Source organism: Psychrobacter sp. FME6 (genome assembly GCF_014861365.1).
Lineage (GTDB): Bacteria > Pseudomonadota > Gammaproteobacteria > Pseudomonadales > Moraxellaceae > Psychrobacter.
In genome coordinates, this window is the sequence record NZ_RRYW01000040.1 from 1 (window position 1) to 15,411 (window position 15,411).

A 15,411-nucleotide genomic window follows, 5' to 3' on the forward strand; every position below is an offset into this window, starting at 1 on the left:
GCTTGCTGTGCCTACGCAGACAGAGGCTGCAAAAAAACTATACCCGCAGTATCGTAGCGTTTTTAAAGTATTTTAATTATATATGTCAAACAATAAGAGCGATTATGACTAGCAGTGCAATTCTTCCATATCCTATCGAGCCAATCGCAGAACTGCCGATAGAGGATAGTTTGGCAAAAGCATTATTGGACAGTGTGGCTGAACATGGTGCACAACTACACGGTCGGCGACTTTGGCTGGCATGTAGCGGTGGGCGTGATTCATTGGTATTGGCAGCATTGTGTGTGCAATTATACCAACAAGGCGTGCTGTCATTTTTACCCCAGCTTTTACATGTCAATCATGGCTTGCAGGCAGATAGTGGTGTTTGGGCGCAGCATGTTGCCGATTGGGCAGCAGCTCAAAACATACCTTGCACTATTTTACAGGCGCAGGTAAAGGGCCATGATGAACAAGCCGCCCGCCAAGCCCGTTATGACGTGATGCGCGCGCAACTCAGTCAAGACGATGTTTTATTATTAGCGCATCATGCTGATGACCAAGCGGAAACGGTATTAATGCGCCTGATTCAAGGAGCTGGGGTTAATGGTTTATCGGGTATGCAGCCGTGGCGCGTACAACAGCAAGGCGTGCATCGTATCGTATTATGGCGACCTTGGCTCACTATAAAGCGGGCCAATATTAGCGCCTATGCTCAACATCTAAAACTGCCCTATATCGATGATCCTACCAATGAGGGCGGCGATAACGTACGTAGTGGACTGCGCCGTGACATCATGCCGATATTGGCGAAACACAATCCAAATGTTATCGATAATATTGCTCGTAGTGCACAGTTATTAAGTGATGCTCAATTAACAATCAGTGCACAAGCGGCAAAAGATATGCATGATAGTGAGGTCAGCTCTCTCTGCTGTGCTCCAGCGCAACGGGTGCTAAATATTGAGGTGTTACAAAAACGACCTATCCAGCGCCAACGCCAATTGCTACATCATTGGCTGGGGCAAGATGAGTCATTACCGCCTGCTAAGCAGCTTGTCGATGATGTATTGAACCTAAGCCAGCGCCATGACCACGACCATCAAACTGAGCTTTTTTGGCAAGGTCGCAAGCAGTCGTACACCATCCGTCGTTATCGTAAGCAGCTGTATCGCCTAAGCAATAACTGGCTAACATGGCTTAAAATACCGCTTACTGAGCAAGCGCAGACACTATCTAAACGTTCTTTATTTAGTGATAATTTAACCAACCATCAACCTGATTTTCTCCCCTTACGTAGCAGCCAATATTTTACTTGGCAAGTGCAGGTTATGCCAAATGTGATGGCACAATTATTAAATAAGGATAAAGGTGAGGTTGAGATTACATTTGCGCCATTAGGTCGGCAACAGCGCATACACACTGCGCTGGCATCACGAACGCAAGCGGGGAAAAAACTGTTTCAAACACTTGGCGTGCCTGTCTGGTTGCGTGATAGCTTAGTGGTGGTTAGTGCTGTATTCGCTCATAAGGATGAGTTGCCGTTATTACTATTATCGCCCTTTGAGAGTTGGGCGCTAGGGTCTGATAAGTCATTTATTGAGATTGAACGCAACCAGCTTCCTGAAATAATCACCAATCATTTAGTTTTACATAAAACAGGCTAAATAGTAGTTATTTGATAGTGATTGTTTAAAAGTTAGGGCTATCTTCAGCGCCAGCAATTTATCAAACCATGGCAGTAGCAGTATGGTAAACTGAGTGTCATTTTATCCATCGTTATGTTAGTTTGAATACCTTTGAATTTTTTGAGTAGGAGACAAGTATGTCAGTATTAGATAATAAGAAAATAAGCTTTATAGGCGGCGGAAACATGGCGCAAGCTTTAATTAGCGGGCTTGTGAGCTGCGGTATCAAACCAAGTTCGATTACAGTGGCTGATCCTAGTAGCGAAGTGCGCGAGCAACTGGCTGCTAAAGGCCTGAGCACGGTTGATCCAACAGCAGATGCAACAGCGGCTATTACTGATGCTGACATCGTGGTATTAGCCGTAAAGCCGCAAGTGATGAAACCTGTGGTGAGTGCTTTTGCGGATGCCTTGGACAATCAGCTGGTGATTTCTGTTGCAGCAGGTTTGTCGACTGATCTTTTATCTGACATGCTGAACGGCTATGGCAATATCGTGCGTGCGATGCCTAATACGCCTGCGATGATTCAAATGGGCGCGACGGGTCTGTACGGTACTGATAATATCACGGCTGAGCAAAAGCAACTAGCAACCGCCGTCATGGAAGCCTCAGGCTTGGTCATGTGGGTAGATAATGAAGAACACATGCATGCGGTGACCGCCGTATCAGGCTCAGCGCCCGCTTATATGTTTTACTTTATCGAATCGATGGTCGATGGGGCAGTGGCTTTAGGGCTGGATAAAGAGCAAGCATCAGCACTGGCCATGCAAACCATGCTGGGTGCCGCAAAAATGGCAATGGGCAGCGATGATGCGCCTGCTGAGCTACGTCGCAAGGTTACTTCACCGAACGGTACTACTCAGGCAGCGGTTGAGTCGATGCAAGCCAATGAAATCGGTCGCCAAATCGTTGAAGCCATGCAAGCGTGCTACGATCGCAGCCAAGCGCTGAGCGAGGAGATGAGTAAATAGCCATCGCTCATTAACTGGTAGCCATCTATTTATGGGGTATGTCACTTATTAGTGAGATACCCTATTTGTAATAAAAATACCTGATAATAACATTCGTCATCTTAAAATCTGTTAATAATGTCACATTGAGTAGCACTTCATGAACAACATGTTATTTCAAATCTTTGATTTGGTCACCACCTTCGCCATGATGTTGGTTTTTATCCGTTTTATGCTGCAGTTCGCAGGGATGGATGCCAGCAATCCTATGATTGCCCCTGCTTATAAAGCGACTCATATTGTCGATGTGTTTGGGCGTATTTTTCCAACGGTCGGGCAAGGGCGTATCAGTATTGCGGCTATCGTCTTGATGTTTTTAATTCGTCTGATTGATATCTCGGGCAAGGCGGCGTTGACGCATAAAGGTATCGCGCCCGTTCCGCTGTTTTTTACGGGTACCATTAGCTTGGTGTTAGACTTTTTGCGTATGTGTCGCTATCTAGTCATTGGCTCCATCATCGTCAGCTGGATTGTGGTGTTTACCCAGTCTCAGCATCCGATTATTGGTATCATTATCATGTTAGCGGAGCCGATATTAGCACCGTTCCGCCGTATTACTCCAAACTTAGGTATGATTGACTTATCGCCAATGGTCGCCTTTTTTGCCTTTTATTTACTTGAGATGTTTATTGGTGGATTTGCATCGAGCTTTATGCCAATGTTGGGATAAGTGAGATTTAAGAAGTATAGCAATAATTTTGCTATATCATAAAAAAGGCACTCTAACTTAATTAGAGTGCCTTTTTTTATTTATCATTTAGAAGTTATACTGAAAAATCTATAAAGCGGTTCGGTATCAGCTGGGCTGTAGCATTATCAGGATGCGGGGCATCAGCGGCACGCAGTGTTTGGGTAATCCAGCTATCTGCTGATTTAACCGCATCGACAAGCGCGTCACCCATCGCTAAGCGTCCAGCAATAAAGCTTGCCAATGAGCAGCCAGAGCCATGAAATTCGCCATTTAAGCGCGGTAAAATACTTTGATGTACCATTTCACCCTTTATATATAAATACTGCTCAATATCGCCACTATCAAAGTCGTGTGATGTTTTGACCAACACGCCATAGGTACCTTGTTCGCATAATTTCTGTGCACCGCTATGCAAATCTTGCTCACCGCTTAAGGCGCGTAATTCATGCGTGTTTGGGGTGATTAAAGTCGCATACGGCAATAGCTTTCTAAAGGCAGCAACTAGCGTTTGCTCATCGCCTAAGCTGCCTCCGCTATTGGCCACCAATACGGGGTCTAATACAAAAGGCGTGCCTTCAGCGATGATGTTTTCAGTAAACATATCAGTCAGCATGGCAATATTATCCGTCGTACCCAGCATTCCCGATTTGATGACGCTGACCGGTAAATCATCGAGTACCGCTGTCGCTTGTTCTTTTACCAAATTTGCCGCGCACGCCTCAAAGCCAAAAACTTGCTGCGAATCTTGTATCGTAATCGCAGTACAGGCAATCGCAGCATGCGCCCCTGCCTGACCGATGGCTTCAATATCCGCTTGTAGCCCAGCTCCGCCAGAGGGGTCTAACCCCGAAAAACATAATACGACTGGTCGCATAACACATCCTTTAATATAGTCTATAATCAGTAGCAAATACTATAGCTACCCATTGTCAAAAAAGCCATAAAGTCATATGAATAAATAATTATAGTAAAAGCAGGATTAAAACTGTAGACAATGCTTGCAATTCATTTTGGCTTTGTTATAATACTCGCCCACGACATGAGACGTATCGTTAGCTTCGATACTATATTTAAAAGAATATTTTGTATTTTAAAGAGTGTTTTGTTTAAATACATTTTTTAATATAAATATTTTGATAAGTGTCTTAAATCGTTCGGTGAAGTGGGTGAGTGGCTGAAACCAGTTCCCTGCTAAGGAACCATACGTGTAAGCGTATCGAGGGTTCGAATCCCTCCTTCACCGCCATTTATTTCGTTGTTTTTAGAGTAATAACGCAAAAAACTGGTGTTACTTAACTTTATAAATTAAAGCAAAAAATAATTTGGTTTTAATGGTTAAAGATGTTGACACAAGCGATATTATCTATATAATAACCAATCTAATTTGCTGCAATTGTTGTTAACAACGCAGTGGATGATGTGCAAAATACGCGCCTGTAGCTCAGTTGGATAGAGCACTTGGCTACGAACTAAGGGGTCGGGAGTTCGAATCTCTCCAGGCGCACCATTTGCATAAAAGCTTATTGGTTAATATAACTATTAAGCTGAGATAAAAACTAAATCAATCGCCTGTCTTATGACAATTTGGCGATTTTTTTATGTCTGTTATATTTATAATAGTGCTAATTTTCTACTAAACTTCAGTAAGCACTCTTTTCCTCGCCATTCTTCTCCCATCATAATGTACGATAAGTCGATGAATTACGGTACAATAGAGCCACTATTCACTGCTGGCTATGAGCTTGTACCATGTCAAAGAGTTTACCTAAACGCCCGTCAAAAGCTGCTACGAAAAATAAATCATCAGCGCATCATACCCCTGAAATTGAAGAGCTAATGATTGCTAAGCCTGGCACTCGTATGGCGGCTATTCTTTATGATGGTATGTTGATTTTAGCGTTATTATTTTTGGTCGGTACCGTGTTGACCGTTATTGGAACCTTATTGACCATGAATACGGGTACAGAATCATCGCAAGCCCAGTCACTGCCGAGATGGTACCAAAACCTTATTATGACGCCGTCTTTTATGCTGACGCTGGTTGGATTTTATGGTTTATTTTGGCGCCGCGGTGGTCAAACTTTGGGTATGCAGACCTGGCGTTTAAAGACGGTTAATAGTAATGGTCATTTGCTGACGTGGGGACAATCATTCAAACGGATTTTAGCAGCCAGTATCATGCCGCTTATATTTGGTATTATTGGTAGTATTATTGGCGGCTCACGTCCTATCTTATTAACCAGTGTATTCTTGGGCTTTGTCTTTAATTATGCATTTTGCTTGTTTAACCCTCGCGGCCTCGCGGTGCAAGATATGCTATCGAATACCATCACGTTAAAAATGCCAAAAACAGAGAATGAAGGGCTGTGGCGGGTGATTAGAAACCGCAAACAAAGCAAATAAACAGATAGCTGCCATTTTAATTTATAGATTAAAAGTTTGCGACAGTATTACTGTATAACCGATAAAGAACAGCAGCAGTATTGATCCAGAAATACGACCAAATTGTCGTTTGCTGATAAAACAAAAAGTACAGAGCCCCACCAATAATACGGTGAGTAGCACCATCGCCAACACATCACGTGACAAAATAATGGGATCAGCGTTAATAGGGGCGATGAGTGCAGCAAGTCCTACGACACCCAAGGTATTAAAAAGGTTAGAGCCGATAATGTTGCCCAGTGCCATATCATGCTCACCCTTACGGGCCGCTGATAAGCTAGCCACCAATTCAGGCAATGACGTACCCACTGCGACAATCGTTAAGCCGATAATCAGCTCGCTCAGTCCCCAGTAGGTTGCAAGCTCAACCGCACCCCAAACGATAGCGCGTGAGCTGAAGACTATTATCAGCATACCAATTATTAAGCTTGCCAAACCACGAAATAGACCCGCTGCTTGCGCTTCACCATTCACATTATTCTTCTTGTTTTCTTTTTTACCCACTTCCCGCAGAGCTACCAAAATCTGAAAAGTTAATACCGCTACCAACCCTAGTAATAACAGCGCGCCGTCTGTTTGACTAAGTTGCCCATCGCGTAGCTGCCACGCTGCCAGTAGGGTGATAAGTAGCAACAGCGGTAAGTCGCGCTTGACGATGCTTTTTTGGATAACAATAGGGCTAATAAGTGCCGTGGTACCCAAGACTAGAGCAATATTCATAATATTCGAGCCATAGGCGTTGCCTAACGCCAGCTCAGGGCTACCGTTTAGTGCTGCTAATACAGAGACTACCATCTCGGGTGCTGACGTCCCTAAACCCAAAACAACCACACCAACAAGGAAGCTAGGGAGACGTAAGTGGTTGGCTAAGGTCGTTGCGCCATCAATAAAAACGTCAGCACTCCAAACCAGAATAGCCAGACCAATGAGCACTGCAATAACTGCCAACCACATTAGGGCATCTCCTCAATCTGAACGAAAATGATTAAATGGGCTAAAAATGGTTAAATTTTGCCAAACTGCGTCAAATAGCTGGTCAATATCCTGATATTATCTACGCTATTTTCCTTGTTTGACTGCAATTTATCTCGTTTTTATCACCATTTTCAAAATGAGGACACGCCCTAGTAGGCTTCCTTATGAATTTAAAAATAGGGGCTGTATAAAAAAAAGCCAAACCTTATTCAGATTCAGCTATTTTAGTAAAGTATCCAATCGGATAAACGTCAGCGGCTTAACACTATGACAGTTAAGCCACTTGTACAGGGATAATATTGGCGGTGTCTTTAACGGTATTGTCTTCGTTGCAATAGACCAGTTTTGGCTGATACGTTTCGGCCTCGGCTTCATCAAAATGCGCGTAAGCACAGATGATAACAATATCACCTAAGTCTGCCATATGAGCGGCGGCACCGTTTAATGAGATGATACCAGAGCCGGCTTCAGCGCGGATAGCATAGGTGCGAAAGCGTTTGCCATTGGTGACATTATAGATGTCGATAGATTCGTTTTCACGCAGACCGGCAAGGTCTAACAGATCACCGTCGATACCGCATGAGCCTTCGTAGTGAAGTTCGGCATGAGTAACACGGGCGCGATGTAATTTGCATTTGAGCATATTAAGTAGCATAGGTTGCTTCCTTAGCGTAACTGATATAAATGAACCAAATCAAAAGCTTAATGGGGACAAGATTGGTAGAATAAAAGTTATTTGAATAAAAGTCACTCATAAATTATCGATTTAGCTATTTAAACAGCTCATCCGAATGACCGAATACTATTCAGGTAATTTAAAACCATTAATTTGTGCGCGTGCTTTTTCGATATCACCATCTAATAACAGTGGTAAAGCATCAAAAGCGGCGCTTAGAGCGCTATCGATGGCTGTCTGCTCATCAGGAGAGGCTTTAGAAAGCACATGCCCACTGACTTTAGACTTGTGACCAGGATGACCAATACCCACACGCAGGCGATGAAAATCGTTACCAATATGTGGGGTGATATCACGCAAACCATTATGTCCACCATGACCGCCAGCGGTTTTGAGTTTGATGCTACCAGCTGGAATATCGAGCTCATCATGGGCAATTAATAGCTCATTATTATCAATACCATAAAAATTGACCATCGGCACTACTGACTGGCCAGATTTATTCATAAAGGTCAGTGGCAGTAATAAACGCACATCGTGCCCGTGAATTTGTCCACGTCCTGTCATTCCATGGAATTTTTTGTCATGGGCAAGGGTGATATTAAACTGCTGAGCCAAATGATAGACGAACCAAAATCCTGCATTATGACGCGTAAACATATACTGCTGACCAGGATTACCAAGACCGACAATAAGCTTTATGGCCATAAAAATATCCTGCTTAAATTTAATAAATGAGTGGTAAGGTTTGAAAAGTAAGATGAATCTATGATAATTGTCCTACATAACAGCTATCCTACTTTTCAAACCTTACTTAAAAAAACAGCAGGAGATATTCATCACCTGCTGTTTTTTGACTAAACGAACCAGCTTCTATATAGCAAACGATAGGTCGCTATATAGAAGTAGTTTATTATTCGCCGTCTTTGTCTTCAGCTTCAGCACCTTGCTCAGTAGCAGGCACGTCAGCTGCATCAACGTCGTCAGCGTCTTCGTCAACTTCTTCAACCGTTGGTGGCTGCATGTTAACGATAGTACGGTCGTGTGCATCTTCCATATCAAGTTCAAAGATGATAACGCCTTCAGGCAGATCGATGTCTGATAGACGGAATAAATCACCAATTTCCATACCAGACACATCAACTTCTAAGTATTCAGGTAGCTGTGATGGTAGGCAAACGATTTCGATATCAGAAACTAGCGTAGACAAGATACCGCCAGCCTTAGTACCTGGTGCTTCTTCACGACCAGCAAAATGAACAGGAACGTTCATGTTGATTTTCTGACCTTTTACAATGCGCTGGAAGTCAGCATGCATTGGGAAGCCTTTAGCTGGATGGCGTTGCAAGTCTTTGATAACGGCTTGATGCTCTTCACCATCAACATTTAGCGTTAAAATGTGTGAAAAGAAAGCTTCGAATTCAAGTGATTTTACCAACTCGTTAATCTTGATAGAGATAGCCGTTGGCTCTTCGCCACCACCATAGATGATAGCAGGAACTAGATTCTGCTTACGTAGGCGGCGGCTCGCACCTTTACCTTGCTGTTCAGCAGAACGATCAACAGCGTTTAGTTCAAAATGATTAATGCTCATGGATGTAATCCTATAAAAAGAATGATGAAGTGTCTGGTCATAAAAAAGTGGATTTGCGACCAATCCACTAATACGTGATGATAGCTAAGACTTATCGTTGCTGCTAAAACGCACAAGGTCTAAGTTTGGCTATTTGCTCAATATAACGATTTTTATGATGTTAATTATCATAGTAGCCGTTACTTTTAAGCATGATCAGCACTTTTTAGTCGGCCGACCTTTTAAATTAAATAAACGGTCGGCACAGGCGCGCATTATACGTGATTATGTAGTAATAATAAAGACCTACGTAAAATCGCTATGCAAAAGGCCTATGCAAATAACAGCACAAAACTGTTATGCAAAAAAAGCGCCAAGTAATTAAACTTGACGCTCTATTGATACTCTATTAGTTAGAAGCTACTTATCGTTTATCCTAACGAGTATTGCTACCAAAAATTCCAGGAGTGATGGCTTAAACCTTACGCATCAAACATGGCGCTGATAGATTCTTCGTTATTGATACGGCGTAAGCTCTCAGCTAACATCGGCGCGATGCTGACTTGGCGAATTTTGCTACAAGCTTTGGCGGCATCAGACAATGGAATCGTATCGGTAACCACAATCTCATCCAATGCTGATTCGCTGATATTTTTCAGGGCGTTACCAGATAGGACAGGGTGGGTGATATAGGCCAATACGCGGCGTGCGCCATTTTCTTTTAGCGCTTCAGCGGCTTTGCATAAGGTTCCTGCGGTATCGACCATATCATCAACGATGACGCAATCACGGTCACGAACATCACCGATAATATGCATTACCTGTGATTCATTGGCACGGGCGCGGCGTTTATCAATAATCGCCATATCGGTATCGCCCAATTGCTTGGCCATGGCACGCGCACGAACCACACCGCCGACATCAGGAGAGACAACCATGATGTTGTCATAATCTTGTTTTTGTAGATCGTTTAATAGTACCGGCGTACCATAGATGTTATCGACAGGAATATCAAAGAAACCTTGAATTTGGTCTGAGTGCAAATCAACGGTCATCACCCGATCGATACTGACGATGTTGAGCATATCAGCGACGACTTTGGCTGAGATAGGCACACGAGCAGAACGTGGACGACGGTCTTGACGGGCATAACCGAAATACGGCATGACAGCAGTGATACGACCAGCACTAGAACGACGCAAAGCATCGGCCATCATCATGATTTCCATCAAATTGTCATTGGTCGGAGCACAAGTAGGCTGCATGATAAACACGTCTTTACCGCGTACGTGCTCTTTGATTTCCACGGCAATTTCGCCATCAGAAAAACGCGTGATGTCAGCTTTACCAAGAGGTATATGGAGATGATCGGCTACGGTTTTTGCTAATTCTGGGTGGGCATTACCCGTAAAAATCGCCAAATAAGGCATGACAGAAGTCCTATTGATTGACTCAAGCAGCGACCGCTAAGCAGTGTCAAACTGCTCAAATTCAGAAAAGAGTGGTGAAAAGTATTGATGACTACTATTACAGTAAAAAATGGCAGGGGTAGCTGGACTCGAACCAACGGATGTCAGGATCAAAACCTGATGCCTTACCAACTTGGCTATACCCCTGTAATGTCTAGGCTGTGTACGTCGATATCTAAAAGTAATTTCTATTAAAAGTCATTATTAGAATAGCGTCACGACCTGTTCGTTATCTGATAAACGAGTAAATCGTCTAAAACATAACTTTTCCCTAACGGTGCTCATTGCGAACTATACCGAAACTGGGATAACGTTGTCAATGTCAATAAGCAGCTATCTTAAACCACTTATCATAAATGCACTTCAAACGCTTTGAGCTTAAAAATGGCAGGGGTAGCTGGACTCGAACCAACGGATGTCAGGATCAAAACCTGATGCCTTACCAACTTGGCTATACCCCTATTGAGGCGACCTATTATAAATAAATATTCAGCTTTTGCAAGTCATTTGCGCCTTTTTCTGGCTTTTATTCGTAAACAACGAATACTGATGTGGTTTTGGTAGTCCATTTGGTACGCTGGGCGCACCTTACGCGGGCTTAACGTCCAACTTATAAACTCCCAATCACATACCCCGAGCAAGGTGCATCTTCAAGCCATTTTGCTAACAGCGCCTTATCAGTCGTAATACTCGCATCCAACGGCAAGAATACCGCGCTACCTGAGCCAGTCATTCTTGCTGTGCCGAGTGCTTGCGTCTCTAGCCCATGTAAATAACGTAATGCTTCATCGACGGCAGGGGCAAGGCTAGTGACTACAGGGGTAAAGACGTTTTGATAAGGCGCATTTAAATGTTGCCTATAATCATTAGACTGGTTTTTCATGGTTTCAATTGATAGCGGGGCGATATCTCGCTGTAGCTTGGTATGCGAAAAAATCTCAGCAGTATTGACGTGAGCATTTGGTGTCAGTACTAAATATTGCTGATCCGGCAAATCAATGGCAGTCAACTGCTCACCAATACCCATGGCAATAGCGTCTTGACCAAAGATAAATATAGGTACATCCGCACCAATACTTGTGCCAATTTTTATCAGCTCATTTTGATTAAGATTAAGTTGCCAGATTTCGTTCAGTACAATTAATGTCGTCGCGGCATTGGATGAGCCACCGCCTAAGCCTGCACCCATCGGTAAATGTTTGTCTAGAGTGATTTGTATCTGCGGCAGCTGTTTAGGTAGCTTGTTTGATTGAATGACAAACACTAGTAATGCACGGGCGGCTTTAAAGATGAGATTATCTTCTACACTGCTGGTGATGGTGTCTGCGCCAGTCAGTATTAGCAGTCGACTACAAAGGAGGTTGATATCTGCTGTGCTCTCTATAACCGTTGCTTTATTAATAACCGAAAAATGCAGGTAATCACCCCAATCGAGCAGGCGAAAAATCGTCTGCAAGTTATGATAACCATCGGCACGCTTACCCGTAATATGCAAAAACAAATTAATTTTCGCCGGTGATAAACGGGAAATGGTAGAAGCGGGCAGCGCGGCTAAGTTTTTAATCATAACTTTCAGTCATTAATAGCTATCTTAATAAGCAGTGGTGGTAGAGTGTGGGCTAAATATTGGGGCATGAATCAATGACGGTTTAATGGTTAATGGTCATTACGACTTTATTGCCTTGTGCTTGAACCGCGCTGATTTTGTTAGGCAGTTTATCAGCACCCTTATAAGTGAAGCTGGCTTGCCAATCACCGTTTACCGAGCTGATTAAACGATTTTGGGCATCCAATTGTGGAGTGCTATCGGATGGTGCTGGGCGACCAGATATCCAATACGGCATTTGTGAGATAGGCGCTTGCCAACCGGTGGCCTTTTTTAGCAAGGTTTCGGGGTCATCAGCGGTTAATGTACCGGTTTTTTCGCTCACTAAGGTAGCCGACTGACCGTTAAATTCAATATTGGTTTTACCAATACCGAGCGCACCAATCAATTCGATAGCAAAGCGATCATTTTGTTGTCCCCATGCATAAAACGCACTACCGCCTTGGGTTCCTGAGGTGTCATTACCAGGCGTTGTCACCCCAATCTTGCCAGTGATGTTAAAGTTTTCTAGCTTTTTTGGTTGCTCAGCGTTTTGACCTTGGATGGTGGTGGGCTGATTGGTTGCGCTGGCGGTTTTCATCGATTGACAGCCGGACATGATGGCCATTGTTGCGGTGATGGCCATTGTTGCGGTGATCGCAGTTAGGAGAATTAACTTATTAGACTTATAAGAAAGGGGTAGTGCTGACATGATGTTTCCTCAAAAATGGATAAATTTGCAAAATTATTGTCTAGAAAATAGGTTAGCTTAAGCGTTATTTGTTACCCAGTGATGCGTGGCTGTTAGCTTCTTATAAGTGGCTTGTAGCTTTTATGGTAACTATATTTTGCTACTTTTATCATTAACCATCGATTGTTTTTTACGGTTTTTCACTGCTATGGTCGATGTTCAACACGGCCTAATAAAGCTGTATACGGTCATTGATGTTGTGCTGCCCAAATGAAAAGCGCTGCTGTAAATCTGCGAGCAACGCCTCGACTTTTTCATTATCGCCCAACCCTTGATAAGCCCGTAGTAGCAATGTACCTGAACGCAAGGTAGGGAATACATCATAAGGTGTTTGTAAATAGTCGATAACCTGTTGGTGATTTTTATTGGCTAACGCATTGCTCGCCAGCACATTCAGTGCTTGCAGGTGCAGATCATTATCATAACGTGGGTCATCGTAGCGAATCTGAATAATAGCCGTCGCTAATGCCAACCCTTGCTCAGAGCCACGTTCATTAGCCAGTAGTAATTGTGCATAACTGAGCTGGTAAGCCAAGTTTTTAGGATCTAGTGCCTGCAAATGATTGAGAAGGGTGCGCTTAACGATATAGTCGTCTTGGTCATCAAGGAGTTGGGCACGCGCAAACAAAAGCATCTCACTATCAGGGTACTTACGAGTGGCTTTAGTTAATAAACGCAACGCTTCTTCGCTCTCGTTTTGCTGCCATAAAATATCAGCTTGCATGACAAGGCTATCAGGGGCAAATACACTAAAATCTTTGCGGAGTTTTTCTAGAGTGGCGATGGCTGCATCGATATCATCATTGAGCAATTCAAAAGCCACCACCTTTCGACGGGCTTCTAGCACTAAGTCTTCTTGCATGACGCCATTGAGATAGTATTTGGCTTGCTCAAAGCGCTGCTGGCGTTCGGCACTGATACCGAGATAATAGTAGGCTTGATCAAGATAAGTAGGGCTTTTGGCTAACTGGTTAAGTAGCACATCGGCACTGGCGTATTCTTCGATATCCAAGCTCACCAATGCGGCTAATAAAGTAATCTCGGCATCGTCACTAAAGCGGTTATGCGCTTCAAGCAATAATTGCCATGCTTCTTGGCTTTGTTTTAAATCCAGCAAATAGCGAATCTCATATAGATATAAACTTTTATTATCAGGATGACGTAGGCGCGCTTGGGCAACATAATTGATGACCGCTTCAGCCGGTTCTATTTTACGCAAGATATCGGCTTTTAAGGTGATAAAAGGCACATAATCAGGCTGGTGCTCTAAAGCGTGGTTGATATGAACAATGGCACTCTCAGGCTCATTAAACTGGTAGAGCAAACCCGCTTTTAATACAGACAAGGAGGCGTTTTCCTCGCTGTCCAGTGGTTGCAAAGCGGCGAGTAGGTCGCGTTTATCTTTATCGTTATTGGGATAAATACCGATAAGGATTTCGCTTAAATCTGCTCGAGGGTCATAACGCAAAATACGGTTTAGCGTGTCACCCGCCAATATATAGTCATGTGCTCGCAGGGCTAAATGTGCCACATAAAACCAAGCAGGTACGTGGTCAGGATTCTGGTTTTGCCACGATTGGGCAAAGTGTAATGACTTCTCGACCTTTTCGCTACGTAAAGACAGACTAAGCGCCCTTTCAAATACCGCTGTCGCATCTTCTTTGAAGGATTGCTGTTTATAAATAGTGATGGCTCGCTGAGGGTCACCACGATCTGCTGCAAATTCGGCATCCAAAACAGCATATAGGCTTGGCTCGCTAAAACTTGGCTTATTAAGGGTAGACGACGCACCGCTCGGCGCCAGACGATTGACGTCTATAGAATCTTCTATAGTTTGTATTTGACGGTTATTATTTTTATTAGAAACCTTATCAGAGGTGGCACTATCATTGGTTAGTGCTGAGGCCATTATAGGTGCATTTGTTGAAGAAGCGTTTATCAATGATGGGCTTATGGGGTTGGCATGAGCCGAATATGACAAGCATAAGCAAACGGCCAATGATAAAGTTAGCTTGTAACGGTGGCAGAGACGCTCAATGACAACACGCAATAAATCACGAAGGCTCACTTGGTCGTCATGCGCCGGATTTGATCGAAATAATGACTCAAAATAAATCATAGATAACCGTATTCGCCCATTATTTACCTAATAGTTAGGTCTCAATAAAAAAGATACATTCATAGCAACGTGCTGCGGCAGCAAAAAACCCATATCATCAGCAGTCCTAGGGCCTGTCCTCATTTTTAGCCTATTTAATCACTTTTATTCAGATTGCGGACACGCCCTAGTATTTGAATATTAAACAAACCCTAAATGTCGGTTACGAATACCCACGACAAACATTATAAGAGTAGATATATGCTACAAACAATAGTGGTCGTGTTACTCAGATATCGGCATCAGCCCCTAGAGTCAGGGTTCCTTTAGCCGCTGCACTGCTAAAAATAAGCCCTTAGAATGATTAAGCGGACTGTTTATAACGTCTTATAATATCTTATAACGTCGAATCGTCTAAAAACAGTCTCTATCAATGCCATGATTGAGTATTCAATACGGCATAATTGAACCAGG

At 43.3% G+C, this 15,411-nt stretch carries 13 protein-coding genes and 4 tRNA genes; 6 read left to right on the forward strand and 11 right to left on the reverse strand.

Going from position 1 to position 15,411, the window contains the following annotated elements; translation table 11 throughout:
* Nucleotides 1-104 precede the first annotated feature (104 nt).
* From tilS to EI162_RS07570, 3 genes are all read left to right on the forward strand, one after another.
* Nucleotides 105-1,646, forward strand: coding sequence for a tRNA lysidine(34) synthetase TilS (tilS, locus tag EI162_RS07560; protein ID WP_192523772.1), 1,542 nt, complete (start codon nucleotides 105-107; stop codon nucleotides 1,644-1,646).
* Nucleotides 1,647-1,804: 158 nt separating this feature from the next.
* Entirely contained in the window at nucleotides 1,805-2,638 is an 834-nt protein-coding gene (gene proC, locus EI162_RS07565; RefSeq protein ID WP_192523773.1) for a pyrroline-5-carboxylate reductase, read from the forward strand.
* 139 nt (nucleotides 2,639-2,777) lie between these two features.
* Complete coding sequence (locus EI162_RS07570) at nucleotides 2,778-3,347, forward strand: YggT family protein (protein WP_192523774.1); 570 nt, start codon at nucleotides 2,778-2,780, stop codon at nucleotides 3,345-3,347.
* 94 nt (nucleotides 3,348-3,441) lie between these two features.
* Here the strand turns inward: EI162_RS07570 and EI162_RS07575 are convergent, their stop codons facing one another.
* A complete protein-coding gene (locus tag EI162_RS07575; protein WP_192523775.1) occupies nucleotides 3,442-4,242 on the reverse strand; it encodes a hydroxymethylpyrimidine/phosphomethylpyrimidine kinase in 801 nt (266 codons plus the stop codon).
* 282 nt (nucleotides 4,243-4,524) lie between these two features.
* Here EI162_RS07575 and EI162_RS07580 point away from each other — a divergent pair.
* The 3 genes from EI162_RS07580 (at nucleotide 4,525) to EI162_RS07590 (ending at nucleotide 5,771) form a co-directional block, all read left to right on the forward strand.
* Nucleotides 4,525-4,614 (forward strand) — tRNA-Ser (locus EI162_RS07580).
* A gap of 184 nt (nucleotides 4,615-4,798) precedes the next feature.
* Nucleotides 4,799-4,875 (forward strand) — tRNA-Arg (locus EI162_RS07585).
* A gap of 242 nt (nucleotides 4,876-5,117) precedes the next feature.
* Nucleotides 5,118-5,771: an RDD family protein gene (locus tag EI162_RS07590; protein WP_192523776.1), complete on the forward strand. Its 654-nt coding sequence runs from the start codon at nucleotides 5,118-5,120 to the stop codon at nucleotides 5,769-5,771.
* A 21-nt stretch (nucleotides 5,772-5,792) separates the two neighbouring features.
* Here the strand turns inward: EI162_RS07590 and EI162_RS07595 are convergent, their stop codons facing one another.
* The 10 genes from EI162_RS07595 to EI162_RS07640 form a co-directional block, all read right to left on the reverse strand.
* Nucleotides 5,793-6,764: a calcium/sodium antiporter gene (locus EI162_RS07595; RefSeq protein ID WP_192523777.1), complete on the reverse strand. Its 972-nt coding sequence runs from the start codon at nucleotides 6,762-6,764 to the stop codon at nucleotides 5,793-5,795.
* A gap of 295 nt (nucleotides 6,765-7,059) precedes the next feature.
* Nucleotides 7,060-7,440, reverse strand: a complete 381-nt coding sequence (gene panD / locus EI162_RS07600; protein WP_149490449.1) for an aspartate 1-decarboxylase — start codon at nucleotides 7,438-7,440, stop codon at nucleotides 7,060-7,062.
* A 147-nt stretch (nucleotides 7,441-7,587) separates the two neighbouring features.
* Complete coding sequence (gene pth / locus EI162_RS07605; RefSeq protein ID WP_192523778.1) at nucleotides 7,588-8,169, reverse strand: aminoacyl-tRNA hydrolase; 582 nt, start codon at nucleotides 8,167-8,169, stop codon at nucleotides 7,588-7,590.
* Between the two features lie 205 nt (nucleotides 8,170-8,374).
* Complete coding sequence (locus EI162_RS07610; protein ID WP_192523779.1) at nucleotides 8,375-9,055, reverse strand: 50S ribosomal protein L25/general stress protein Ctc; 681 nt, start codon at nucleotides 9,053-9,055, stop codon at nucleotides 8,375-8,377.
* A 461-nt stretch (nucleotides 9,056-9,516) separates the two neighbouring features.
* On the reverse strand, nucleotides 9,517-10,464 hold the full coding sequence (locus tag EI162_RS07615; RefSeq protein ID WP_192523780.1) for a ribose-phosphate pyrophosphokinase: 948 nt from the start codon (nucleotides 10,462-10,464) through the stop codon (nucleotides 9,517-9,519).
* Nucleotides 10,465-10,574: 110 nt separating this feature from the next.
* A tRNA-Gln gene (locus tag EI162_RS07620) sits at nucleotides 10,575-10,650 on the reverse strand.
* Nucleotides 10,651-10,888: 238 nt separating this feature from the next.
* Nucleotides 10,889-10,964: transfer RNA gene (locus EI162_RS07625), tRNA-Gln, on the reverse strand.
* A 149-nt stretch (nucleotides 10,965-11,113) separates the two neighbouring features.
* Nucleotides 11,114-12,070 carry a 4-(cytidine 5'-diphospho)-2-C-methyl-D-erythritol kinase gene (gene ispE, locus EI162_RS07630; protein WP_192523781.1) on the reverse strand — a complete coding sequence of 319 codons (957 nt, stop codon included), beginning with the start codon at nucleotides 12,068-12,070 and terminating at the stop codon, nucleotides 11,114-11,116.
* A gap of 82 nt (nucleotides 12,071-12,152) precedes the next feature.
* Entirely contained in the window at nucleotides 12,153-12,800 is a 648-nt protein-coding gene (gene lolB / locus EI162_RS07635; protein WP_192523782.1) for a lipoprotein insertase outer membrane protein LolB, read from the reverse strand.
* 208 nt (nucleotides 12,801-13,008) lie between these two features.
* A complete protein-coding gene (locus tag EI162_RS07640; RefSeq protein WP_225735298.1) occupies nucleotides 13,009-14,748 on the reverse strand; it encodes a tetratricopeptide repeat protein in 1,740 nt (579 codons plus the stop codon).
* Between the last annotated feature and the right edge of the window lie 663 nt (nucleotides 14,749-15,411).